Origin of the sequence: Burkholderia sp. MS455 (genome assembly GCF_016899445.1) — a bacterium.
Classification (GTDB): domain Bacteria; phylum Pseudomonadota; class Gammaproteobacteria; order Burkholderiales; family Burkholderiaceae; genus Burkholderia; species Burkholderia pyrrocinia_C.
Genome location: NZ_CP041779.1, coordinates 1,554,720 through 1,574,024, shown reverse-complemented (window position 1 = coordinate 1,574,024; position 19,305 = coordinate 1,554,720). Strand labels below are relative to the sequence as shown.

Here is a 19,305-nt window from a genome sequence, read left to right as displayed (position 1 = left end):
GCGCTTCAGTCGTGCTTCAGTCCGTCGATCACGTCGAGCAGCGCCTGCCGCAACGCGATGACGTCGACGGTTGCGCCCGGCTTGCCGGGCGCACGCGCGTCGGCGGCCTGCATCTCGGCGGATTCGACCGGTTCCGCCGCAGCCCGCCCGCCGCTCGGCGAATCGAGCCGGTTGCGTGCACCGTTGATCGTGAACCCCTGCTCGTACAGCAACTCGCGAATCCGCCGGATCAGCAGCACTTCGTGATGCTGGTAATACCGACGATTGCCGCGCCGCTTCACCGGCCGCAGCTGAGTGAATTCCTGTTCCCAATAACGCAGCACATGCGGCTTGACCCCGCACAGTTCGCTGACTTCGCCGATCGTGAAGTAGCGCTTCGCGGGAATCGGAGGCAAAACGACTTTCTCAACCGTGGTGGTCATCGTCGGTTAACCGTCGGTAAAGGGTGCGCGGCGGCCGCGCGGAGACGTCAGCGCGCGGGGCTTACTCCGCGCCGTTTTCGACCAGCGCCTTCAGCTTCTGGCTCGCGTGGAAGGTTACCACCCGGCGGGCCGCGATCGGAATCGCCTCGCCCGTCTTCGGGTTGCGGCCAGGACGCTGCGGCTTGTCGCGCAACTGGAAATTGCCGAACCCCGACAGCTTGACGCTTTCGCCGTTTTCAAGCGCGTCGCGGATCACCTCGAAAAACGCCTCGACCATGTCCTTCGCTTCACGCTTGTTCAGCCCGACGCTGTCGAACAGCAGCTCTGCCAGTTCCGCCTTCGTCAGCGTGGGCGTCTCGGCGGACGCCGGCGCCGAAGCGTCGCGGTTCATGGCGCTGCGTTGCGCCGTCAGGAGGGCTTCGAATTCACTCGAGGTCATGTCGTTCATATCTGCCATACAGCGCGTTGAATCAAAACTTACGATGGGAAAAAGCCGCCCGCAAGCGGGCGGGCCCTCTCCTTAGCCGCGCAGGCGCGCACCGGCACGAGCCATCCGCTCGACCAGCGTCTGGATCGCCTGATCGACGACCTCGTCCTGTAGCGTGCCAGCCGCGTCCTGCAGCGTCACGCGGAAGGCAAGGCTCTTCTCGTGCGCGGCAAGACCACCGGAAGTATTTGATTTTGCACGAAATTCGTCGAAGAGTACAACCTTCTGAACGAATCGGCAGGCTTCTTCGGCAAGCGCCTTCTTCATTTCGTCGAAAAGTGCCTGAACCTCGACCGCCTGATCGACGACAACGGCGATATCGCGACGTACCGGCGGGAATTTCGACACGTCGGTCGGCGCGGGCAGCGCACGCGCAATCAACGCGTCCGCATCGATCTCGAACATCACGGGCGCATGCGGCAGCTCGTACTTCTGCATCAGGCGCGGGTGCAACTCGCCGATCCAGCCGACTGCGCGGCCATCGACCTCGATCCGCGCGCTGCGGCCCGGATGGAGGGCCGGATGCTCTGCCTTCACGAAACGCGCGGCCGCGGGCGCGAGCAGCGCCTCCAGATCGCCCTTCACGTCGAAGAAATCGACCGCGCGGGTCGCGACGCCCCACTGCTCGTCGAGTGCCGGACCGTACGCAAGCGCGCCGACACGCTTCGGCTGCGAATGCCCCTCGACGGCCAGCTCGCCGGCCTTCACCGACGGATCGGCGAGGAACACGCGGCCCGACTCGAACACGCGCACGCGATCGGCGCGCCGGTTCAGGTTGTGGCGCAGCACGGCGATCAGGCTGCCGAACAGCGTCGTGCGCATCACCGAAAGCTGGCTCGCGATCGGGTTCAGCAGCCGGATCGGGTTGTCGTTGCCTGCGAAATCGTGCTCCCACTCCGCATCGACGAAGCTGAAGTTGACGGTTTCCGCATAGTCGCGCGCGGCGAGCGCATGACGGATGTCGTGGATCGAGCGCCGCGTCTCGTTGGTCGCACGCATTTCGCTCGTCGCGACCGGCGGACGTGCGGGGATCTTCTCGAAGCCGTAGATACGCGCCACTTCCTCGATCAGGTCTTCCTCGATCTCGATGTCGAAGCGGTGCGACGGCGGCGTCACGAGGAACGCGTCGTCTTCACGCTCGAACGGCAGGCCGAGGCGCGTGAAGATGCTGGCGATCTCGTCGGCGCCGATCTTCACGCCGATGATGCGGTTTGCGCGCGACACGCGCATCTTCACCGGCGCGCGCTGCGGCAGGTTCACGGACTGATCGTCGACCGGGCCGGCCTTGCCGCCGCAGATCTCGAGAATCAGCTGCGTGATGCGCTCGACGTGCTCGACGGTCGTCGCGTAATCGACGCCGCGCTCGAAGCGATGGGCCGCATCGGTCGAGAAGTTGTACTTGCGCGCGCGGCCGCGGATGCTGTCCGGCCACCAGAACGCGGCTTCCAGGTAGATGTTGGTCGTGTCGAGCGTGACGGCCGTGCTGTCGCCGCCCATGATGCCGGCCAGGCTTTCGACCTGGCGGTCGTCCGAAATCACGCCGACCGTTTCGTCGAGTTCGACCGTGTTGCCGTTGAGCAGCTTCAGCGATTCGCCGCGCTTGCCCCAGCGCACCTCGATGCCGCCGTGGATCTTGTCGAGATCGAACACGTGCGACGGACGGCCGAGCTCGAACATCACGTAGTTCGAGATGTCGACAAGCGCGGACACGCTTCGCTGGCCCGAACGCTCGAGACGCTCGACCATCCACTGCGGCGTCTTCGCATGCGCGTTCACGCCGCGGATCACGCGACCCGAGAAGCGGCCGCACAAATCGGGGGCGGCAATGCGCACCGGCAGCGTTTCGTCGAGCTCGACGCGCACCGGGCGGATGTCGACCGGCGTCAGCGGTGCGCCGGTGATCGCGGCCGTCTCGCGCGCGATGCCGAACACGGACAGGCAGTCGGCCTTGTTCGGCGTCAGCTTGATTTCGAAGATCGTGTCGTCGAGATTGAGCGTCTCGCGGATGTCCTGACCGACCGGCGTGTCTTCCGGCAGGATCAGCAGGCCGCTGTGGTCCTCGGACAGCTTCAGCTCGCGCGCCGAGCACAGCATCCCCTGGCTCTCCACGCCGCGCAGCTTCGACAGCTTGATCGCGAACGGCTTGCCGCCCTCTTCTGCCGGCGGCAGTTCCGCGCCGACCAGCGCGACCGGCACCTTGATGCCGGGCGCCACGTTCGGCGCGCCGCAGACGATATTCAGCGTCGCGCCGGTGCCGGCGTCGACCTGGCAGACATTGAGCTTGTCCGCATCCGGATGCTTGACGACTTCGAGCACGCGGCCGACGACGATCTTCGACGTCGGCGGCGCAGCCTTGCTCAGCGATTCGACTTCGAGCCCCGCCATCGTCAGCGCGTGCGACAGTTCGTCGGTCGTGAGCTGCGGGTCGACAAAGGTTCTCAACCAGGATTCAGGGAATTGCATGGATGTCTACGTTCGAAACAGGTTAGATCGACGCCCGGGGCCCCATCGGATCGTCCGTCGGGGCGTGTGCGGGCACAGGTCGGCGCGGCGAGCGGCGTTATGCGAACTGGCGCAGGAAACGCAGGTCGTTCTCGAAGAACAGCCGGAGATCCTGGACGCCGTAGCGCAGCATCGTCAGGCGCTCGAGGCCGCTGCCGAACGCGAAGCCGATGTAACGCTCGGGATCGAGGCCCATGTTGCGAATCACGGTCGGATGCACCTGCCCCGAGCCGGAGATCTCGAGCCACTTGCCGGCGTTCTTGCCTTGCTCGAACATCATGTCGATTTCGGCCGACGGTTCCGTGAACGGGAAATACGACGGCCGGAAGCGCACGAGGATGTCGTCGCGCTCGAAGAATTTTTTCAGGAAGTCGGTATAGACGCCCTTGAGGTCGGCGAAGCTGATGTTTTCGTCGATCCACAGCCCCTCGACCTGATTGAACATCGGCGAGTGGGTCGCATCGCTGTCGACGCGATACGTGCGGCCCGGCGCGATCACCTTGATCGGCGGACGGTTCATGCGCGCGTAACGCACCTGCATCGGGCTCGTGTGCGTGCGCAGCAGCAGTTGGCGGCCGTCGGCGTCCTTGCCTTCGACATAGAAGGTGTCCTGCATCGAACGCGCCGGATGGTTCTCCGGGCTGTTCAGCGACGTGAAGTTGTACCAGTCGGTCTCGATTTCGGGACCGTCGGCCACGTCGAAACCGATCGAGCGGAAAATCTGTTCGACGCGCTCCCACGTGCGCATCACGGGGTGCAGGCTGCCTGCACCGGCGCCGCGGCCCGGCAACGTCACGTCGATCGCCTCGGCGGCGAGGCGCTGGTTCAACAGCGCATCGGCCAGCGCCTGGCGACGTGCGGTCAGCGCGGCTTCAACCTGCTGCTTCACGACGTTGATGCGTGCGCCTTCGGTTTTGCGTGCTTCGGGATCGAGCTTGCCGAGGCCCTTCAGCAACTCGGTCAGCGCACCCGATTTGCCGAGAAATCGTGCTTTCTCGTTTTCGAGCGTGGTGATGTCGGCAGCCTGTTCGAAGGACTGCTGCGCGTCGGCGACAATCTGGTCCAGATCCATAGATCCCATCATTTCCAACGTCATTCGGTCTTGGCGAGCGAAATCGCCCGGCCAACAAAAAACGGCCCCCACGCTCTCGTGCTTTGCATGGGACCGGAGTAAGCGCCAAAGGCGCTAACTCCGGATCGACACATTCGCTGCCCCCCGAGGGGGCGATCGGCCCTCTTGGGGCGGCCCAGCGAGGGCCGATAAAAAAAGGGGCTCGGAAGAGCCCCGTTTTCGCTGCAGCGGCCGAGACTACCGGATCATCGCTGCAACTAACCACGCAGTGCTAATTTCGCAATTAGGCTGCAACGGCGGCTTTCACCTGCTTGACGATCGCAGCAAAAGCAGCCTTGTCGAACACCGCCATGTCGGCCAGCACCTTACGGTCGAGTTCGATCGACGCCTTCTTCAGGCCGTTGATGAACACGCTGTAGGTCATGTCGTGCTGGCGAACTGCCGCGTTGATACGCGTGATCCACAGTGCGCGGAACACACGCTTCTTGTTGCGGCGATCGCGGTACGCGTACTGGCCAGCGCGCATCACCGCCTGCTTGGCGATGCGGTAGACGTTATTGCGGCGGCCGCGATAACCCTTGGCCAGGTTGATGATCTTCTTGTGGCGGGCCCGTGCGGTTACCCCACGTTTGACTCGAGGCATGTTTCTCTCCTTAGAGTATCGATTGAGGGGTTACGCGAACGGGAGCATCGCGCGGACGGAGTTCAGATCGGAATCATGAACTGCCGTTGCGCCGCGCAGATGGCGCTTGTTCTTCGTGGTTTTCTTGGTCAGGATGTGGCGCTTGAAGGCTTGACCGCGCTTGACGGTACCGCCCGGACGCACCACGAAGCGCTTTGCAGCGCTCTTCTTGGTCTTCATCTTAGGCATGACGAACAACTCCAGTTTATTAGATGGCGATGGGTGTGCGGTTGGCTTGCGCCCTTGACCCGCCCTTCGAAACCCAGTCCACTTGTGTACGGCGTGCCGCTTGCGCAGCCGCCGTCATTGTTGGCGCGCCGCCCTGACCGGGCAACGCGCCGAACCACTTCCGAACCTGCGCGCGAAGCGCGCGAGCCCGTTACTTCTTTTTCTTCGGCGAGAGCACCATGATCATCTGGCGCCCTTCCATCTTCGGCATCTGCTCGACCTGGCCGACTTCCTCGAGATCCGTGCGCAGACGCTCAAGCATCCGCATACCGATTTCCTGGTGAGCCATTTCACGGCCGCGGAAACGCAACGTGATCTTCGTCTTGTCGCCCTCTTCGAGGAAGCGCACGAGATTGCGAAGCTTGACGTTGTAATCCCCGTCATCGGTACCCGGGCGGAACTTGACTTCCTTGACCTGGATGACCTTCTGCTTCAGCTTCGCTTCGTGCTGCTTCTTCGATTCCTGGTACTTGAACTTGCCGTAATCCATCAGACGGCAAACCGGGGGAACCGCTTGCGGCGCGATTTCCACCAGGTCAACATCCAGTTCTTCCGATTTACGGAAAGCATCAGCGAGTTTTACGATACCGAGCGGTTCGTTCTCGATCCCGACCAGACGCACTTCCGGCGCAGTGATTTCACCGTTGATGCGATGCGACGACTTATCAGTAGCGATGTTACGTTTCCTCTAAAAATTAAAAAAACGAGCCGCGCTGCCAGGGTGGTTACTTGAACGAGCGCAGGTCTTCCTGCAGACGCTCAACGAAGGCATCGACCGGCATCACGCCAAGATCGACGCCGCCACGGGCACGCACGGCTACCGTTTGCGCATCACGCTCCTTATCGCCCACGACGAGGAGATAAGGTACCTTTTCCAGCGTGTGCTCGCGTATTTTATAGCTAATCTTCTCGTTGCGCAAATCCGCCGTCACTCTAACCCCTTGTTTTTGCAACGATTGGGCCAGAGATTGCGCATATTCGACCTGACTTTCGGCGATATTGAGCACAACAGCCTGCATCGGCGCGAGCCAGACCGGCATCGCACCAGCGTGGTGCTCGATCAAAATGCCGAGGAATCGCTCCATCGAACCGACGATCGCACGGTGCAGCATCACGGGCCGGCGACGGCTGTTATCTTCCGCCACGTACTCAGCGCCGAGACGTTCCGGCAGCATCATGTCGAGCTGCAGCGTGCCGCACTGCCACGAACGGCCGAGCGCGTCCTTGATGTGGTACTCGATCTTCGGACCATAGAATGCACCCTCGCCCGGCAGTTCTTCCCACTGGAGGCCGCACGCCGTCAGCGCTTCACGCAGGCCCTGCTCGGCACGGTCCCACGTTTCGTCGGAACCCATGCGCTGCTCCGGACGCAGCGACAGCTTGATGTCGATGTGGTCGAAGCCGAAATCGCCATACACGCTCATCGCGAGCCTGTTGAACGCGATCGACTCGGCAATGATCTGGTCTTCCGTACAGAAGATGTGCGCATCGTCCTGCACGAAACCGCGCACGCGCATCAGGCCGTGCAGCGCGCCCGACGCCTCGTTGCGGTGGCACGAGCCGAATTCCGCGTAACGCAACGGCAGGTCGCGATACGAACGCAGGCCGTGCTTGAACACCTGGACGTGCCCCGGACAGTTCATCGGCTTGATCGCGTAGTCGCGCTTCTCCGACTCCGTCGTGAACATGTTCTCGCGGTAGTTCTGCCAGTGGCCGGACGCTTCCCACAGCGAGCGGTCCATGATCATCGGCGTCTTGATCTCGAGGTAGCCGGCTTCGTTCACGCGGCGGCGCATGTACTGCTCGACCTGCTGCCACAGCGCCCAGCCCTTCGGATGCCAGAACACCATGCCCGGCGACTCTTCCTGCATATGAAACAGGTCGAGCTGCTTGCCGAGCTTGCGGTGGTCGCGCTTTTCCGCTTCCTCGAGCATGTGCAGGTACTGATCCTGGTCTTCCTTCTTCGTCCAGGCCGTGCCGTAGATGCGCTGCAGCTGCTCGTTCTTCGAATCGCCGCGCCAGTACGCGCCCGCGACCTTCATCAGCTTGAAGACTTTCAGCTTGCCGGTCGACGGCACGTGCGGGCCGCGGCACAGATCGGTGAAGCCGCCATGCGAATACAGCTTGATTTCGTCGCTTTGCGGAATCGATTCGATGATCTCGGCCTTGTACTTCTCGCCGAGGCTGCGGAAGTAACCTGCAGCCTCGTCGCGCGACACGACACGGCGCGTCACGGGCTCGTCCTTCTTCGCGAGCTCCTGCATGCGCTTTTCGATCTTTTCCAGATCTTCCGGCGTAAACGGACGATTGTACGAGAAGTCGTAATAGAAGCCGTTGTCGATCACGGGGCCGATCGTCACCTGCGCATCCGGATACAGGTCCTTCACCGCGTACGCGAGCAAGTGCGCGGTCGAGTGACGGATGATGTCGAGGCCGTCGGCATCCTTGTCCGTGACGATGGCGAGCGACGCGTCGCGGTCGATCACCGCGGACGTATCGACGAGCTCGCCGTCGAGCTTGCCACCAAGCGCAGCCTTCGCAAGGCCGGGACCGATCGAGGCTGCAACCTCGGCAACTGTCACCGGATGCTCGTATTGTCGAACTGAGCCGTCAGGCAAGCGTATCGAAACCATAGCAATCTCCGTGATGCCGACAGTGGGCGGCAGACCAGGCACGCGATGTAAAAGTCACGCGCGGAATTTTCGCGACAAAAAAAATGCGGCCCCGCTTTCGAGGGGCCGCATTCGATACTTCACTCAAACTGAAAGGACGAAAACGTTCCTCGACTAGCGTCGCTCCGAAGTGGTTTCGGTCAACGTTCGCGGTGTCATAACCGTATTCGCCTTGTTCGCGTTGAGCTATTTACTGCATCGAATACCCGGAGACCGGGCATTCTCAATTCGTTGGTAGGCTCGATTGGACTCGAACCAACGACCCCCACCATGTCAAGGTGGTGCTCTAACCAGCTGAGCTACGAGCCTAGAGAAGCTAAAATTATATGGAGTCGCTGTCGGTTTGGCAAGCGTTTTTATGCGGTCGCAGCAAAATAACGGGGTTCGAGCCCCATCATGCCTTGCGACCGGCCCGTACGACACCCTGCACCTCACCGAGCAGCGTGCAGGCGCGCTGGACTTGCGCCGAGTTCGACACCTCGACCGTGAACTGCATGAATGCCGCATTGCGGCGACTCTGCGTCTTCACGCCCACCACGTTCATCTTTTCGCGCGCGAACACTTCGGAGATGTCGCGCAGCAACCCTTGCCGGTCGCTCGCCTCGATCATCAGGTCGACCGGATAGACGGACGCGCCGCGCCCGCCCAGCACGTCGGCCGACCAGGTCGTCTGCAGCACGCGTTCCGGCGCGCGCTCGACCATCCGGCGAAACGTCGGGCAATCGCTGCGGTGGATCGACATCCCCTTGCCGCGCGTGACGAAGCCGCTGATCGGATCGGGCGGTGCCGGCCGGCAGCAACGCGCGAGCTGGGTCAGCAGCGCGTCGACGCCCACCACCAGCACGCCGGTCGACGCACCGTGCGCAACGCTCGCGCCGCTGCTGCGCTTCTCGAAATCGGCTGGCGCCTCGGGCGCCGGCTCGGGCGGCGGCGCATCCGACAACGCATGTTCGACGTTGCGCAGGCTGAATTCTTCCTTGCCGACGACCGAGAACAACTCCTCGGGCGACTTGAAGCCGAGCTTCGCGGCGAGGTTGTCCAGGTTGACCGACGTCTTGCCCTCGCGCTGCAGCGTCTTTTCGACGAGCGCCCGGCCATGCGAAACATTTTCTTCCTGCTCGATCGAGTTGAACCACGCCCGCACCTTCTGACGCGCGCGCGAACTCTTCAGGTAACCGAGCTGCAGGTTCAGCCAGTCGCGCGACGGCCCGCCCTCCTTCACCGCGACGATCTCGACCGTCTGGCCGTTCGCGAGCGGCGTGTTCAGCGGCACCATCACGCCGTCGACGCGCGCGCCGCGGCAACGATGACCGAGCTCGCTGTGCAAGTGGTACGCGAAATCGACCGGCGTCGCGCCCTGCGGCAGCGCGATCACGCGCGCCTGCGGCGTCAGCACGTAGATGTGGTCGTCGTCGAGCGACGTCTCGCGCAATTGCGCCCACGCCTGGTCGCCCGATACCCCCGGGCCGTCCTCGACATCGTCCTTCCATGCGAGCAACTGACGCAGCCACGCGATCTTCTCGTCGTACTTGTCGCTCGCCGAGAACTGGCCGCCGTAGCCGCGCGCACCGGCCTCCTTGTAGCGCCAGTGCGCGGCAACGCCGTACTCCGCGAAGCGGTGCATCTCCTGCGTGCGGATCTGCACTTCGAACGCACGGCCGTCGTCGCCGATTACGACCGTATGCAGCGACTTGTAGCCGTTCGGCTTCGGCCGCGAGATGTAGTCGTCGAACTCCTTCGGCACCGGCTGCCACAGGTGATGCACGATGCCAAGCACCGCGTAGCAATCCTTGATGTCGGGCACGATCACGCGAAACGCACGCACGTCGTACAACTCGGCGAAATCGAGCTCCTTGCCGCGCATCTTGCGCCAGATGCTATAGATGTGCTTCGGCCGGCCGCTCACGTCGGCCTGGATGTGCGCGTCCGCCAGCTCGTGCTGCAGCCGCCCGATCGCCTGCGTGACGTACGCCTCGCGCTCGATGCGCTTCTCGTCGAGCAGCTTCGCGATCCGCTTGTAGGTGACGGGATCCTCGAAGCGGAACGCGAGATCCTCGAGCTCCCACTTCAGTTGCCAGATCCCGAGGCGGTTCGCGAGCGGCGCATAGATCTCGAGCGTCTCGCGCGCGACGTCGGGCGGCGGGTCGATCTTCGCGGCCGCGTAGTAGCGCAGCGACTGCAACCGCGACGCGAGCCGGATCAGCACCACGCGGATGTCCTGCGCAAACGCGAGCAGCATCTTGCGCAGCGCCTCGATCTGCGTGCGCCGCTCTTCCGCCGCGTCGCGCCCGGCGTCGGGCACCGCGTTCTGCGCGGCGCGCAGGCTGACGGTGCCGAGCCGCAACAGCTTGCGCACGTCCGACACGAGCCGCGCCACTTCGTCGCCGAAACGTTCGGTGAGCTCGCGCTCCGGGTCGTTCAGGTGCGGCGTCAGCACGAACAGCGCGGCGGCCTGCATCGCGGACGGATCGACGTTCAGCGTGCGCATGATCGACGCCGTGCCCGCCGAGTGATCGGCGAGCAGTTCGCCGGACGACAGCCGTGCGTCGCCGGCCCGCTCGCGCACGAACGCGAGCACGTCGTCGAACGACGGTGCCGCGACGGGAGAAGTGGAAACGGACTCGGTCATTGCACGGCCTGACGGAATGCGGTCATCGTCGGTTGATGCTCAGCTCTGCCCCGCTCAGCTCCGCTGCGCGGCAACGACCACGATCTCGACGAGCAGCGCCGGATCCGCGAGCTTCGCCTCGACGGTGGCGCGCGGCGGCGTGTTGCCCTGCGCGACCCATGCGTCCCACTCCGCATTCATGCCTTCGAAGTTCGCCAGATCCGAGATGTAGATCTGTACCGACAGCAGATGCGCCTTGTCGCTGTTCGCTTCGGCAAGCAGGCGGTCGATGTGGCCGAGCACTTCGCGCGTCTGGCCCCTGATGTCCTGCGCGGTGTCTTCGGCGATCTGGCCGGCCAGATACACGGTACCGTTGTGGATCGCGGTTTCGGAGAGACGGGCCCCGACGTGATGACGAATGACTGCCATGGAATGTTCCGGTCGTGAGTGGGTAAAGAATCGGACGACGACACGGCCCGCGTGCCGCCGAACCGCATATTATGACGCGTTTATGCGTCGCCTTCGACGAAAAACCGCCGCGCGAGCGCAATCTGGTCGGCGCCGATGAACGCCGGCGCGTGGCCCGCACCGGGAATCTCGGCCTGCGTCACATGCCGGCCGCGACGCACCATGTCGGCCACCGTCTCGCGCGACAGCAGGTCGGACGTCTCGCCGCGCACGACGAGCAGCGACGCGTCCGTCGTCTCGATGGCACGCCACAGCGCTGCCTCGCCGAGCGCGGCCAGTTCGGGCGTCGTCGCCTTGAACGGCTCGGCAATGCGCGGATCGTAACGCATCGTCCAGCCGCCTTCGGGCAGCTCGCGCAGCAGCGGCCCGTTGATTTCGCGCCACTCGTCGGCGGCCAGCGCGCCGAACGGCAGCGACAACGACGTCAGATAGTCGACACCCTCCTGCTCGGTCGCAAAGCGCGGCTGCACGCCGAGATACTCGCCGATGCGCGTCAGCGAATCGGGTTCGATGCGCGGGCCGACGTCGTTGACGATCATCCGCCGCAGCGGCGAACCGGGCAGCCCCGCGAACGCGATGCCGATCAGGCCGCCCATCGACGTGCCGAACCAGTCGACCGATTCGACGTCGAGCCGCGCGATCAGCGTCACCATGTCGGCCACGTATTGCGGGATCGCATAGAGCCGCGGATCGGCGAGCCAGTCAGACCGGCCGCGCCCGACGACATCAGGGCAAACGACGCGATAGGTATCGGACAGCGCGGCGGCGAGCCGGTCGAAATCGCGCCCGGAACGGGTCAGGCCGTGCACGCAGACCAGCACGCGCGGATTGGCGGGGTCGCCCCATTCGGTATAGGCGACGTGATGAAGGCCGGCAGCGCTCGCACACTGCACGCGCCGCTGGCGAGGAACCGGGGGATTCGCTGGGGTCGCTGGGGTCGTTGGCATCGTTGGCATCCTGTCGAACGGGGGCGCGCAGCGAGGCAACGCTGGTGCGGCCCAATGCAGACGATTGTAAACCGCTTCGGTCGCTCGGCGCGGTCCGCCGCGGTCCGCCGCCGGCCATCCATGTCGCGGAATGCTGCGCGCGTGATGTTCGCCGTGCGCCCTCTTTCGACGAAACGATCCACACAATCGCGCGCAACGTCAGCTCTCGTCCCAGCGCCACGCCGCCTGCAAGTGCTCGCGCATGAAGTCGACGAACGTCCGCACGCGCAACGCGAGATGCCGCCCGCCCGGATAGACTGCATGCAGCGGCGCCGCTGGCGCCGCATACGCAGGCAGCACCCGCACGAGCCGGCCCGCCTCGAGATCGGACGCGACGTCCCAGATCGACTTCAACGCAATGCCCGCGCCGTCGAGCGCAAGCATGCGCGCCGCGCCTCCGTCGTTGGTCAGCACCGCCGCCGCGACCTCGACCGCGATCGGGCCGTCCAAGCCATCGAACCGCCATTCGGCCTGCAGTTGCTCGCCCATCACGATGCAACGGTGCGCACGCAGCTCGCCGGGATGCACCGGTAAGCCGCATTCGGCCACGTATGCCGGCGACGCGCACAGCACACGGCGGTTCGGCGCCAGTTCACGCGCAATCATCGACGAATCGGCGAGACTGCCGATCCGCACCGCGACGTCGATCTCGTGCGCGAGCAGATCGACGACCGTGTCGGTCAGAATCAGTTGCACGCACACCTGCGGATGCCGGCGCCGGAACTCGGCGACGAGCGGCGCGATCCGCAGTCGCCCGATCTCGCCCGGCGCGGTCACGCGCAGCAGGCCGCTCACCGTGCCGCGACGATCCTGCATCAGCGTTTCCGCCAGGTCGACTTCGGCGAGGATGCGCAGCACCTGTGCATGGAACAGAGCGCCCTCGTCGGTCAACGTCTGCCGGCGAGTCGTCCGGTGCAGCAGGCGCACGCCGAGCCGAGCCTCCAGGTGCGCAAGCCGTTTGCTGATTACAGACAGCGACAAGTCCTGCTCCCGCGCCGCCGCCGACAGGCTGCCCGCCGCGACGACGATCGAGAAGGTTTCCAGCGCAGGCAGGTCGTCAATCAGCATTCGAGCATCCTCGAGCCGCCACCCTTTCCTTTTTTCGAATAATCCATTCGCTTCCCTTTGGTATTTATATCGAATCCGGAAACCTACCATGACGTCGCTGCGCCATCCAGGCGCACCATCATGAAAAAGGAGAATCCGATGTCTGCCTTGCAACGATTCCTGCGCCGCTCGATTGCCGGCACGCTCGCGACGACGTTTGCCGCAGTCGCGCTACCGCCTGTCACCGCCAATGCGGCCGATCTCGCGGCTCCGTTGCACCTGACGGTCGCGGCCGGACTGCCTGCCGCGCAGGCGCGCGGCCAGATCCTTGCGGCGCGCCGCTACGCAACGTTCTGGGACACCGGAGACGAGGCGCTTGCGCGCACGGCACTCGCTGCCGACTTCACGGATCGCACGCTGCCGGCCGGACGCGCCCAGGGCCTGCCGGGGCCGCTCGCGGCATCACGAACGATGCGCGCGGCGATTCCCGACCTGCATTGCGAGATCGAGCAGATGATCGTCGCCGGCGATCGCGTCGTCGTTCACCTGCGGTTTCGCGGACATTTCACCGAGGTCTTCGGTAACACGACCGGTCATGGGCAGGCAGTCGATTTCATCGCGACCGACATCTACCGGATCGCGGCCGGCCGGATCGCCGAGAACTGGCACATCGAAGACAACCTGACGCTGATGCGCCAACTCGGCGTCGCAAACTGAGGGCTCGGCCGATGACGAACTTCGATCCTTCGATGCGCACGGCCCGCCGCGCGTTTCTCGCACAGGCCGGTGCGGGCGCCGGGCTGGCCGCCGCCGGCGCGGTACTCGGCAGCGCGGCGCGGGGCGCAAGCGCCGCAACGGCCGGGCCGCTCGCCGCGCCGACCGCCGCACACGGCAAGTTCTGGCCGGACGACATCCGCCTGGCGATCTCGATCTCGATGCAGTTCGAAGCCGGCGGGCAACCGCCCAAGGGCGCGGACAGCCCCTTCCCGCCCGTCGCGTTTCCACCGTCCGTGCCGGTCGATCTCGCGTCAGCCACCTGGTTCGCTTACGGCTACCGGGAAGGGATTCCGCGCCTTCTCGACCTGTGGGACCGCCACGACGTGAAAGTCACCTCGCACATGATCGGGGAAGCCGCGCGCCGCCATCCCGAACTGGCCCGCGAGATCGTCGCGCGCGGCCACGAAGCGGCCGCGCACGGCCCGACCTGGCGCGCGCAATTCGCGATGAGCCGCGACGACGAGCGACGCTTCCTGACCGAAGCGCGCGACATGGTCGAGGCGGCGACCGGTACGAGGCCGATCGGCTACAACTGCAACTGGTTGCGGCGCGGGCCAAATACGCTGTCGTTGCTGCAGGAACTCGGCTACGTCTATCACATCGACGACGTCAGCCGCGACGAGCCGTTCATCGAGACCGTCGGCGGCCGCGACTTCGTGGTCGTCCCGTACACGCTGCGCAACAACGACATCCTGCTGATCGAAGGCCGCAATTACTCGCCGACGATGTTCCTGGAGCAGATCAAGCTCGATTTCGACCAGCTCTACGCGGAGGCCGGGCAGCGACGCAGGCTGATGTCGATCAGCGCACACGACCGGATCAGCGGCACGCCGCAGATGGTCCATGCGTGGGACGAATTCCTGCGCTACGCGCGAGCGCATCCGGGTGTCGCGTTCATGCGCAAGGACGAGATCGCGCGCTACGCGCTCGGCAGCGCGGCGACACTGCGCGAAACCGAGACGATCTGACCGGATTTCTTTCTTCTCAACGGAAACGAACCATCATGAACGATTCATTCAATGGCAACGCGGTGCTCGTGGTCGGCGGAAGCTCCGGGATCGGCGCGGCCGCCGCGCAGGCATTCGCACAACGCGGCGCACGCGTGACGATCGCTTCGCGCGACGCACGCAAGGGCGAGGCTATCGCAGCCGCAATCGGCCGCGGCACGCGCTTCGCACCGCTCGACATCACGCGAACCGACGAAGTCGATGCGTTCTGCGCACGCGCCGGCCAGTTCGACCACGTCGTGATTTCCGCAGCCCAGACCGCAACGGGCCCGGTCCGTTCGCTCGCATTCGACGCCGCGCAGGCCGCGATGGACAGCAAGTTCTGGGGCGCGTATCGCATCGCGCGTGCAATCGACGTCGCCCCGGGCGGCTCGCTGACGTTCGTGTCGGGGTTTCTCGGCGTGCGACCGAGTGCATCGTCGGTGCTGCAGGGCGCCATCAATGCGGCACTCGATGCACTGGCCCGCGGCCTGGCGCTCGAACTGGCCCCCGTACGCGTCAACACGGTATCGCCCGGCCTGATCGCCACGCCGCTGTGGGACAAGCTCGCGACCGACGCGCGCGACGCCATGTTCGCCGGCGCCGCGCAACGGTTGCCGGCGCGCCGCGTGGGCCGGCCCGAGGATGTCGCGAACGCGATCGTCTATCTGGCAGCGACGCCGTACTCGACCGGTTCGACCGTGCTCGTCGACGGCGGCGGCGCAATCGCGTAGTACGTCGAGAAAGGTCCGCGACACGGGCGCGATCGCCATGGAAACGCGCATTCCCGCGCGCCAAAAGACAGCGCCCCGCATGCATCGAAGCATGCGGGGCGCCGTAGCCGCGCAACGGCGCGCGGCGCCAGGTTCCGTCGGCTTACGCGACCGCGCTCACGTCGAGCGGTGCGCCCGTCTTCGCCTGGATCTCGTCGACGCTCACGCCGTCGGCGAGTTCGAGAACCTTCAGACCGGCCGGCGTCACTTCGATCACGCCGAGATCGGTGATGATCAGGTCGACCACGCCGACGCCCGTCAACGGCAGGTTGCATTCGTCGAGAATCTTGTGCTGGTCGCCCTTCGCGACGTGCTCCATCAGCACGACGACGCGCTTCACGCCCGCGACGAGGTCCATCGCGCCGCCCATCCCCTTGATCATCTTGCCCGGGATCATCCAGTTCGCGAGGTCGCCCTGCTTGCTGACCTGCATCGCACCGAGGATCGCGAGGTTGATGTGGCCGCCGCGGATCATTGCGAACGAGTCGGCCGACGAGAAGATCGACGAACCCGGCAGCGTCGTGACAGTCTGCTTGCCGGCGTTGATGAGGTCGGCGTCGACTTCGTCCTCGGTCGGCGACGGGCCGATGCCGAGCAGCCCGTTCTCCGACTGCAGCCACACCTCGACGCCTTCCGGCACGTGGTTCGCGACGAGCGTCGGCAGGCCGATGCCGAGGTTCACGTAGAAGCCGTCCTGCAGTTCCTGCGCCGCGCGCGCGGCCATCTGGTCACGATTCCAGGCCATGTCAGTCTCCTTTCGCGCGTACGACGCGTTGTTCGATGCGTTTTTCCGGCGTCGCGTTCAGAACGATGCGCTGCACGAAAATCCCCGGCGTATGGACCTGGTCCGGATCGAGTGCGCCGTTCTCGACGATCTCCTCGACCTCCACCACGGTGATCTTGCCGGCCATCGCGCACATCGGGTTGAAGTTGCGCGCGGTGCGGCGATAGATCAGGTTGCCGGACTTGTCGGCCTTCCAGGCCTTCACGAGCGCGACATCGGCCGTCAGCGACGGCTCGAGCACGTAGTGGCGATCGCCGAACTGGCGCGTCTCCTTGCCTTCCGCGATCACGGTGCCGTAGCCGGTATTGGTGAAGAACGCGGGGATGCCCGCGCCGCCCGCGCGCAGCTTCTCGGCCAGCGTGCCCTGCGGCGTGAATTCGAGCTCGAGTTCGCCGGCCAGGTACTGGCGCTCGAACTCCTTGTTCTCGCCGACGTACGACGAGATCATCTTCTTGATCTGGCGCGTTTCCAGCAGCAGGCCGAGACCGAAACCGTCGACGCCCGCGTTGTTGCTGATGCAGGTGATGCCCTTGACGCCCGAATCGCGCAACGCGCCGATCAGCGCCTCGGGAATCCCGCACAGGCCGAAGCCGCCCACCGCGAAGGTCTGTCCGTCGCGGACGATCCCTTCCAGCGCGGCAGCCGCGCTTGGATAGACTTTGTTCATCTGTTGTCCCTTCCTCTATGGAAACCAGCGAAACCGGTTCACGCGCCCATGTGGACCGCAAGCCCGCCGCATCATTCTATGCATGCGCGGCGATGCGTGCGTCGAGGCGCGCTGTTTTTATATCGCGACGAACCGCCGCGAGATGCCTGAAAGGGTACGATGCGGCGCGGATGCGGCACAATACGCAAAAATACATAAGCGTTTGCCTCCGCTTGCCTGCGCCATGCCCGCTCTCGATTACCAGACTGCCTTCCACCTCGCGCCGCTCGGCCTCGTGATGTCGCGCGACCGCGTAATCGAGGACTGCAACGACGCGCTCGCGTCGATCTTCCGCTGCGCGCGGGCCGACCTGATCGGAAAATCGTACGAGGTGCTCTACCCGTCGACGGACGAATTCCAGCGAATCGGCGAGCGCATCTCGCGCGTGATGGCCGCGAACGGCATCTACTCGGACGACAGAATCATGAAACGGGCCGACGGCGAGCTGTTCTGGTGCCACGTGACGGGCCGCGCGCTCGACCGCACCGCGCCGCTCGCGGCAGGCGTCTGGACCTTCGAGGACTTGAGCGCGACGCGCCGCGTCGCGGTCGAACTGACTCCGCGCGAACGCGAGATCGCCGCGCAACTCGCGACCGGCAAGACCAGCAAGCAGATCGGGCGCGTGCTCGACATCAGTTCGCGCACGGTCGACATCTACCGCGCACGGCTGATGCGCAAGTACGGGACGAACAACACGCCGGAGCTGCTGCAGCGCCTGCTCGGGCAGTGAACGGGCCGTGAATGGCGGCGCCCGGATGACAATCGGCCGCGCATGGCGGCCGATTCGGGTAACAACAGGCATGGCGAATCACTGGCGCGCCGGCGCCGGCCTCGCCGTATCGGCGCTCAGACGATTTTCGTCGCGAGCGCGCGCTCGATCGTGTCGCGCAGCAGTTGCGGCAGCGGCACCGACTTGCCGAGCGCGTAGTCGACCCACACGCAGCGCGCGTTGCCGCGCGCATAGACGTGCTGCGGATCGTCCGCACGCGTGAGCTCGAAACCGGTGTCGAAGCTGCTTCGGCCGGGTTTCGCGGCCGACATCTTCGCGATCACGTCGCCCGGATAGTGCAGTTGCTTGAGGAATTCCATCGACGCCGTGACGATGACGGGCCCCTGCCCCTCGCCGTTGCCGCCGGCGATGCCGAGTTCCTCGAACCACGAGATCCGCGCCTGCTCCATGTAGCGGAAATAGACCGTGTTGTTCACGTGGCCGAACGCGTCCATGTCGCCCCAGCGGATCGGCATCGACATCTCAAAAACGGGTGAGTAATCGCTTGTTGCGCTCATTGCAGTCTTCTTTGTTGCTGAATGTCATCCGCTCAGGCGAGGCCGAAGCCGTCGTCGGCGGAGATGATCGAGCCGTTGATGAACTGCGACTCGTCGGCCGCGAGCAGCAACAACAGCCCGTCGAGATCCTGCGGCTTGCCGACGCGCTTGCGCGGCAGCATCGACTGCAGCTTCTGGCCCTGCTCGGTTTCCCACAGGTAATGATTGATTTCGGTATCGATATAACCCGGACAGATCGCGTTGACGTTGATCCCGTGGCGCCCCCATTCGAGTGCCATCGCGCGCGTCATCTGCACGACCGCGGCCTTGCTCATCGCGTACAGCCCGATCTGCGGAAACACGCGCAGGCCGGCCACCGACGCGATGTTGATGATCCGGCACGGCGGCTTGCCGTTACCGTTGCCGTTCGCGCGCATGATCATCCGCTTCGCGACTTCCTGCGCGACGAAAAACGCGCCGCGCGTGTTGGTATCGAACACGAACTCGAAATCGGCCGGCGTCACGTCGACGAGCTTCTGCATCGTCGACACGCCGGAATTGTTCACGAGGATGTCGATCGTGCCGGCTTCCGTCTCCGCGTGCGCGACCGCCGCCTTGATGCTCTGGACGTCGGTGACGTCGAGCGATACGACGTGCGCGGCACCGCCTGCCGCCTCGATCTCCGCGCGCAGCTCCTTCAGGCGCTCGACGCGGCGGCTCGCGAGCACGACCTTCGCGCCGGCCTGCGACAGCACCTGCGCAAAACGCTGCCCGAGGCCGCTCGACGCGCCCGTGACCAGCGCAACCTTGCCTTCCAGATTGATCGATCGACCCATTTG

General features: G+C 64.9%; 20 protein-coding genes and 1 tRNA gene. 4 read left to right on the top strand and 17 right to left on the bottom strand.

Translation table 11 applies throughout. The annotated features are described in order from the left end of the window. Positions 1-5: 5 nt before the first annotated feature. From FPJ27_RS26405 to FPJ27_RS26345, 13 genes are all read right to left on the bottom strand, one after another. Positions 6-422 (bottom strand): MerR family transcriptional regulator, encoded by a 417-nt coding sequence (locus FPJ27_RS26405; protein ID WP_072441730.1) that lies wholly within the window; start codon positions 420-422, stop codon positions 6-8. A 61-nt stretch (positions 423-483) separates the two neighbouring features. Then, positions 484-870, bottom strand: coding sequence for an integration host factor subunit alpha (locus tag FPJ27_RS26400; protein ID WP_040144036.1), 387 nt, complete (start codon positions 868-870; stop codon positions 484-486). 72 nt (positions 871-942) lie between these two features. Continuing rightward, positions 943-3,372 carry a phenylalanine--tRNA ligase subunit beta gene (pheT, locus tag FPJ27_RS26395; protein ID WP_204426239.1) on the bottom strand — a complete coding sequence of 810 codons (2,430 nt, stop codon included), beginning with the start codon at positions 3,370-3,372 and terminating at the stop codon, positions 943-945. A 97-nt stretch (positions 3,373-3,469) separates the two neighbouring features. Continuing rightward, positions 3,470-4,483: a phenylalanine--tRNA ligase subunit alpha gene (pheS, locus tag FPJ27_RS26390; RefSeq protein WP_034184012.1), complete on the bottom strand. Its 1,014-nt coding sequence runs from the start codon at positions 4,481-4,483 to the stop codon at positions 3,470-3,472. 283 nt (positions 4,484-4,766) lie between these two features. Next, the gene (gene rplT, locus FPJ27_RS26385) at positions 4,767-5,126 is read right to left on the bottom strand and encodes a 50S ribosomal protein L20 (RefSeq protein ID WP_004192938.1); all 360 of its coding nucleotides are present in this window, start codon (positions 5,124-5,126) and stop codon (positions 4,767-4,769) included. A 30-nt stretch (positions 5,127-5,156) separates the two neighbouring features. Beyond that, on the bottom strand, positions 5,157-5,354 hold the full coding sequence (rpmI, locus tag FPJ27_RS26380) for a 50S ribosomal protein L35 (RefSeq protein WP_004191477.1): 198 nt from the start codon (positions 5,352-5,354) through the stop codon (positions 5,157-5,159). 190 nt (positions 5,355-5,544) lie between these two features. Next, a complete protein-coding gene (infC, locus tag FPJ27_RS26375; protein ID WP_071734130.1) occupies positions 5,545-6,069 on the bottom strand; it encodes a translation initiation factor IF-3 in 525 nt (174 codons plus the stop codon). Between the two features lie 49 nt (positions 6,070-6,118). Beyond that, the gene (thrS, locus tag FPJ27_RS26370) at positions 6,119-8,026 is read right to left on the bottom strand and encodes a threonine--tRNA ligase (protein ID WP_072441734.1); all 1,908 of its coding nucleotides are present in this window, start codon (positions 8,024-8,026) and stop codon (positions 6,119-6,121) included. Between the two features lie 271 nt (positions 8,027-8,297). Next, positions 8,298-8,374 (bottom strand) — tRNA-Val (locus FPJ27_RS26365). 85 nt (positions 8,375-8,459) lie between these two features. Continuing rightward, on the bottom strand, positions 8,460-10,694 hold the full coding sequence (locus FPJ27_RS26360) for a bifunctional (p)ppGpp synthetase/guanosine-3',5'-bis(diphosphate) 3'-pyrophosphohydrolase (protein ID WP_204426238.1): 2,235 nt from the start codon (positions 10,692-10,694) through the stop codon (positions 8,460-8,462). A gap of 54 nt (positions 10,695-10,748) precedes the next feature. Further along, positions 10,749-11,102 carry a RidA family protein gene (locus tag FPJ27_RS26355; RefSeq protein ID WP_034184009.1) on the bottom strand — a complete coding sequence of 118 codons (354 nt, stop codon included), beginning with the start codon at positions 11,100-11,102 and terminating at the stop codon, positions 10,749-10,751. Between the two features lie 80 nt (positions 11,103-11,182). Further along, the gene (locus FPJ27_RS26350) at positions 11,183-12,088 is read right to left on the bottom strand and encodes an alpha/beta hydrolase (protein ID WP_204426237.1); all 906 of its coding nucleotides are present in this window, start codon (positions 12,086-12,088) and stop codon (positions 11,183-11,185) included. Positions 12,089-12,286: 198 nt separating this feature from the next. Further along, positions 12,287-13,195 (bottom strand): LysR family transcriptional regulator, encoded by a 909-nt coding sequence (locus FPJ27_RS26345; RefSeq protein ID WP_072441741.1) that lies wholly within the window; start codon positions 13,193-13,195, stop codon positions 12,287-12,289. Between the two features lie 138 nt (positions 13,196-13,333). On the opposite strand from FPJ27_RS26345, the gene FPJ27_RS26340 reads away from it, so the two are divergent. The 3 genes from FPJ27_RS26340 to FPJ27_RS26330 are packed head-to-tail and all read left to right on the top strand — an operon-like array spanning position 13,334 to position 15,671. Further along, positions 13,334-13,891 carry an ester cyclase gene (locus FPJ27_RS26340; RefSeq protein ID WP_072441776.1) on the top strand — a complete coding sequence of 186 codons (558 nt, stop codon included), beginning with the start codon at positions 13,334-13,336 and terminating at the stop codon, positions 13,889-13,891. Between the two features lie 11 nt (positions 13,892-13,902). Then, a complete protein-coding gene (locus tag FPJ27_RS26335) occupies positions 13,903-14,919 on the top strand; it encodes a polysaccharide deacetylase family protein (RefSeq protein ID WP_072441743.1) in 1,017 nt (338 codons plus the stop codon). A gap of 35 nt (positions 14,920-14,954) precedes the next feature. Then, positions 14,955-15,671 (top strand): SDR family oxidoreductase, encoded by a 717-nt coding sequence (locus FPJ27_RS26330; protein ID WP_072441745.1) that lies wholly within the window; start codon positions 14,955-14,957, stop codon positions 15,669-15,671. Positions 15,672-15,813: 142 nt separating this feature from the next. Here FPJ27_RS26330 and FPJ27_RS26325 read toward each other — a convergent pair whose 3' ends face one another. Both FPJ27_RS26325 and FPJ27_RS26320 read right to left on the bottom strand, forming a co-directional pair. After that, the gene (locus FPJ27_RS26325) at positions 15,814-16,455 is read right to left on the bottom strand and encodes a CoA transferase subunit B (protein WP_204426236.1); all 642 of its coding nucleotides are present in this window, start codon (positions 16,453-16,455) and stop codon (positions 15,814-15,816) included. Between the two features lies 1 nt (position 16,456). Further along, complete coding sequence (locus FPJ27_RS26320) at positions 16,457-17,161, bottom strand: CoA transferase subunit A (protein WP_111017248.1); 705 nt, start codon at positions 17,159-17,161, stop codon at positions 16,457-16,459. 223 nt (positions 17,162-17,384) lie between these two features. Between FPJ27_RS26320 and FPJ27_RS26315 the strand changes: the two genes are divergently transcribed. Next, positions 17,385-17,930 (top strand): LuxR C-terminal-related transcriptional regulator, encoded by a 546-nt coding sequence (locus tag FPJ27_RS26315; protein ID WP_072444303.1) that lies wholly within the window; start codon positions 17,385-17,387, stop codon positions 17,928-17,930. Positions 17,931-18,046: 116 nt separating this feature from the next. On the opposite strand, the gene FPJ27_RS26310 is transcribed toward FPJ27_RS26315, so the two are convergent. Together FPJ27_RS26310 and FPJ27_RS26305 are read right to left on the bottom strand one after the other, a co-directional pair. Then, complete coding sequence (locus FPJ27_RS26310; protein WP_034184001.1) at positions 18,047-18,487, bottom strand: thioesterase family protein; 441 nt, start codon at positions 18,485-18,487, stop codon at positions 18,047-18,049. A gap of 32 nt (positions 18,488-18,519) precedes the next feature. Then, positions 18,520-19,302 (bottom strand): SDR family oxidoreductase, encoded by a 783-nt coding sequence (locus FPJ27_RS26305; protein WP_072444305.1) that lies wholly within the window; start codon positions 19,300-19,302, stop codon positions 18,520-18,522. Positions 19,303-19,305: the final 3 nt, after the last annotated feature.

Coding starts and splice junctions, on each gene's coding strand:
- FPJ27_RS26405 (WP_072441730.1), bottom strand. CDS start 422: ATGACCACCACGGTTGAGAAAGTCGTTTTGCCTCCGATTCCCGCGAAG.
- FPJ27_RS26400 (WP_040144036.1), bottom strand. CDS start 870: ATGAACGACATGACCTCGAGTGAATTCGAAGCCCTCCTGACGGCGCAA.
- pheT (WP_204426239.1), bottom strand. CDS start 3,372: ATGCAATTCCCTGAATCCTGGTTGAGAACCTTTGTCGACCCGCAGCTC.
- pheS (WP_034184012.1), bottom strand. CDS start 4,483: ATGGATCTGGACCAGATTGTCGCCGACGCGCAGCAGTCCTTCGAACAG.
- rplT (WP_004192938.1), bottom strand. CDS start 5,126: ATGCCTCGAGTCAAACGTGGGGTAACCGCACGGGCCCGCCACAAGAAG.
- rpmI (WP_004191477.1), bottom strand. CDS start 5,354: ATGCCTAAGATGAAGACCAAGAAGAGCGCTGCAAAGCGCTTCGTGGTG.
- thrS (WP_072441734.1), bottom strand. CDS start 8,026: ATGGTTTCGATACGCTTGCCTGACGGCTCAGTTCGACAATACGAGCAT.
- FPJ27_RS26360 (WP_204426238.1), bottom strand. CDS start 10,694: ATGACCGAGTCCGTTTCCACTTCTCCCGTCGCGGCACCGTCGTTCGAC.
- FPJ27_RS26355 (WP_034184009.1), bottom strand. CDS start 11,102: ATGGCAGTCATTCGTCATCACGTCGGGGCCCGTCTCTCCGAAACCGCG.
- FPJ27_RS26350 (WP_204426237.1), bottom strand. CDS start 12,088: ATGCCAACGACCCCAGCGACCCCAGCGAATCCCCCGGTTCCTCGCCAG.
- FPJ27_RS26345 (WP_072441741.1), bottom strand. CDS start 13,195: ATGCTGATTGACGACCTGCCTGCGCTGGAAACCTTCTCGATCGTCGTC.
- FPJ27_RS26340 (WP_072441776.1), top strand. CDS start 13,334: ATGTCTGCCTTGCAACGATTCCTGCGCCGCTCGATTGCCGGCACGCTC.
- FPJ27_RS26335 (WP_072441743.1), top strand. CDS start 13,903: ATGACGAACTTCGATCCTTCGATGCGCACGGCCCGCCGCGCGTTTCTC.
- FPJ27_RS26330 (WP_072441745.1), top strand. CDS start 14,955: ATGAACGATTCATTCAATGGCAACGCGGTGCTCGTGGTCGGCGGAAGC.
- FPJ27_RS26325 (WP_204426236.1), bottom strand. CDS start 16,455: ATGGCCTGGAATCGTGACCAGATGGCCGCGCGCGCGGCGCAGGAACTG.
- FPJ27_RS26320 (WP_111017248.1), bottom strand. CDS start 17,161: ATGAACAAAGTCTATCCAAGCGCGGCTGCCGCGCTGGAAGGGATCGTC.
- FPJ27_RS26315 (WP_072444303.1), top strand. CDS start 17,385: ATGCCCGCTCTCGATTACCAGACTGCCTTCCACCTCGCGCCGCTCGGC.
- FPJ27_RS26310 (WP_034184001.1), bottom strand. CDS start 18,487: ATGAGCGCAACAAGCGATTACTCACCCGTTTTTGAGATGTCGATGCCG.
- FPJ27_RS26305 (WP_072444305.1), bottom strand. CDS start 19,302: ATGGGTCGATCGATCAATCTGGAAGGCAAGGTTGCGCTGGTCACGGGC.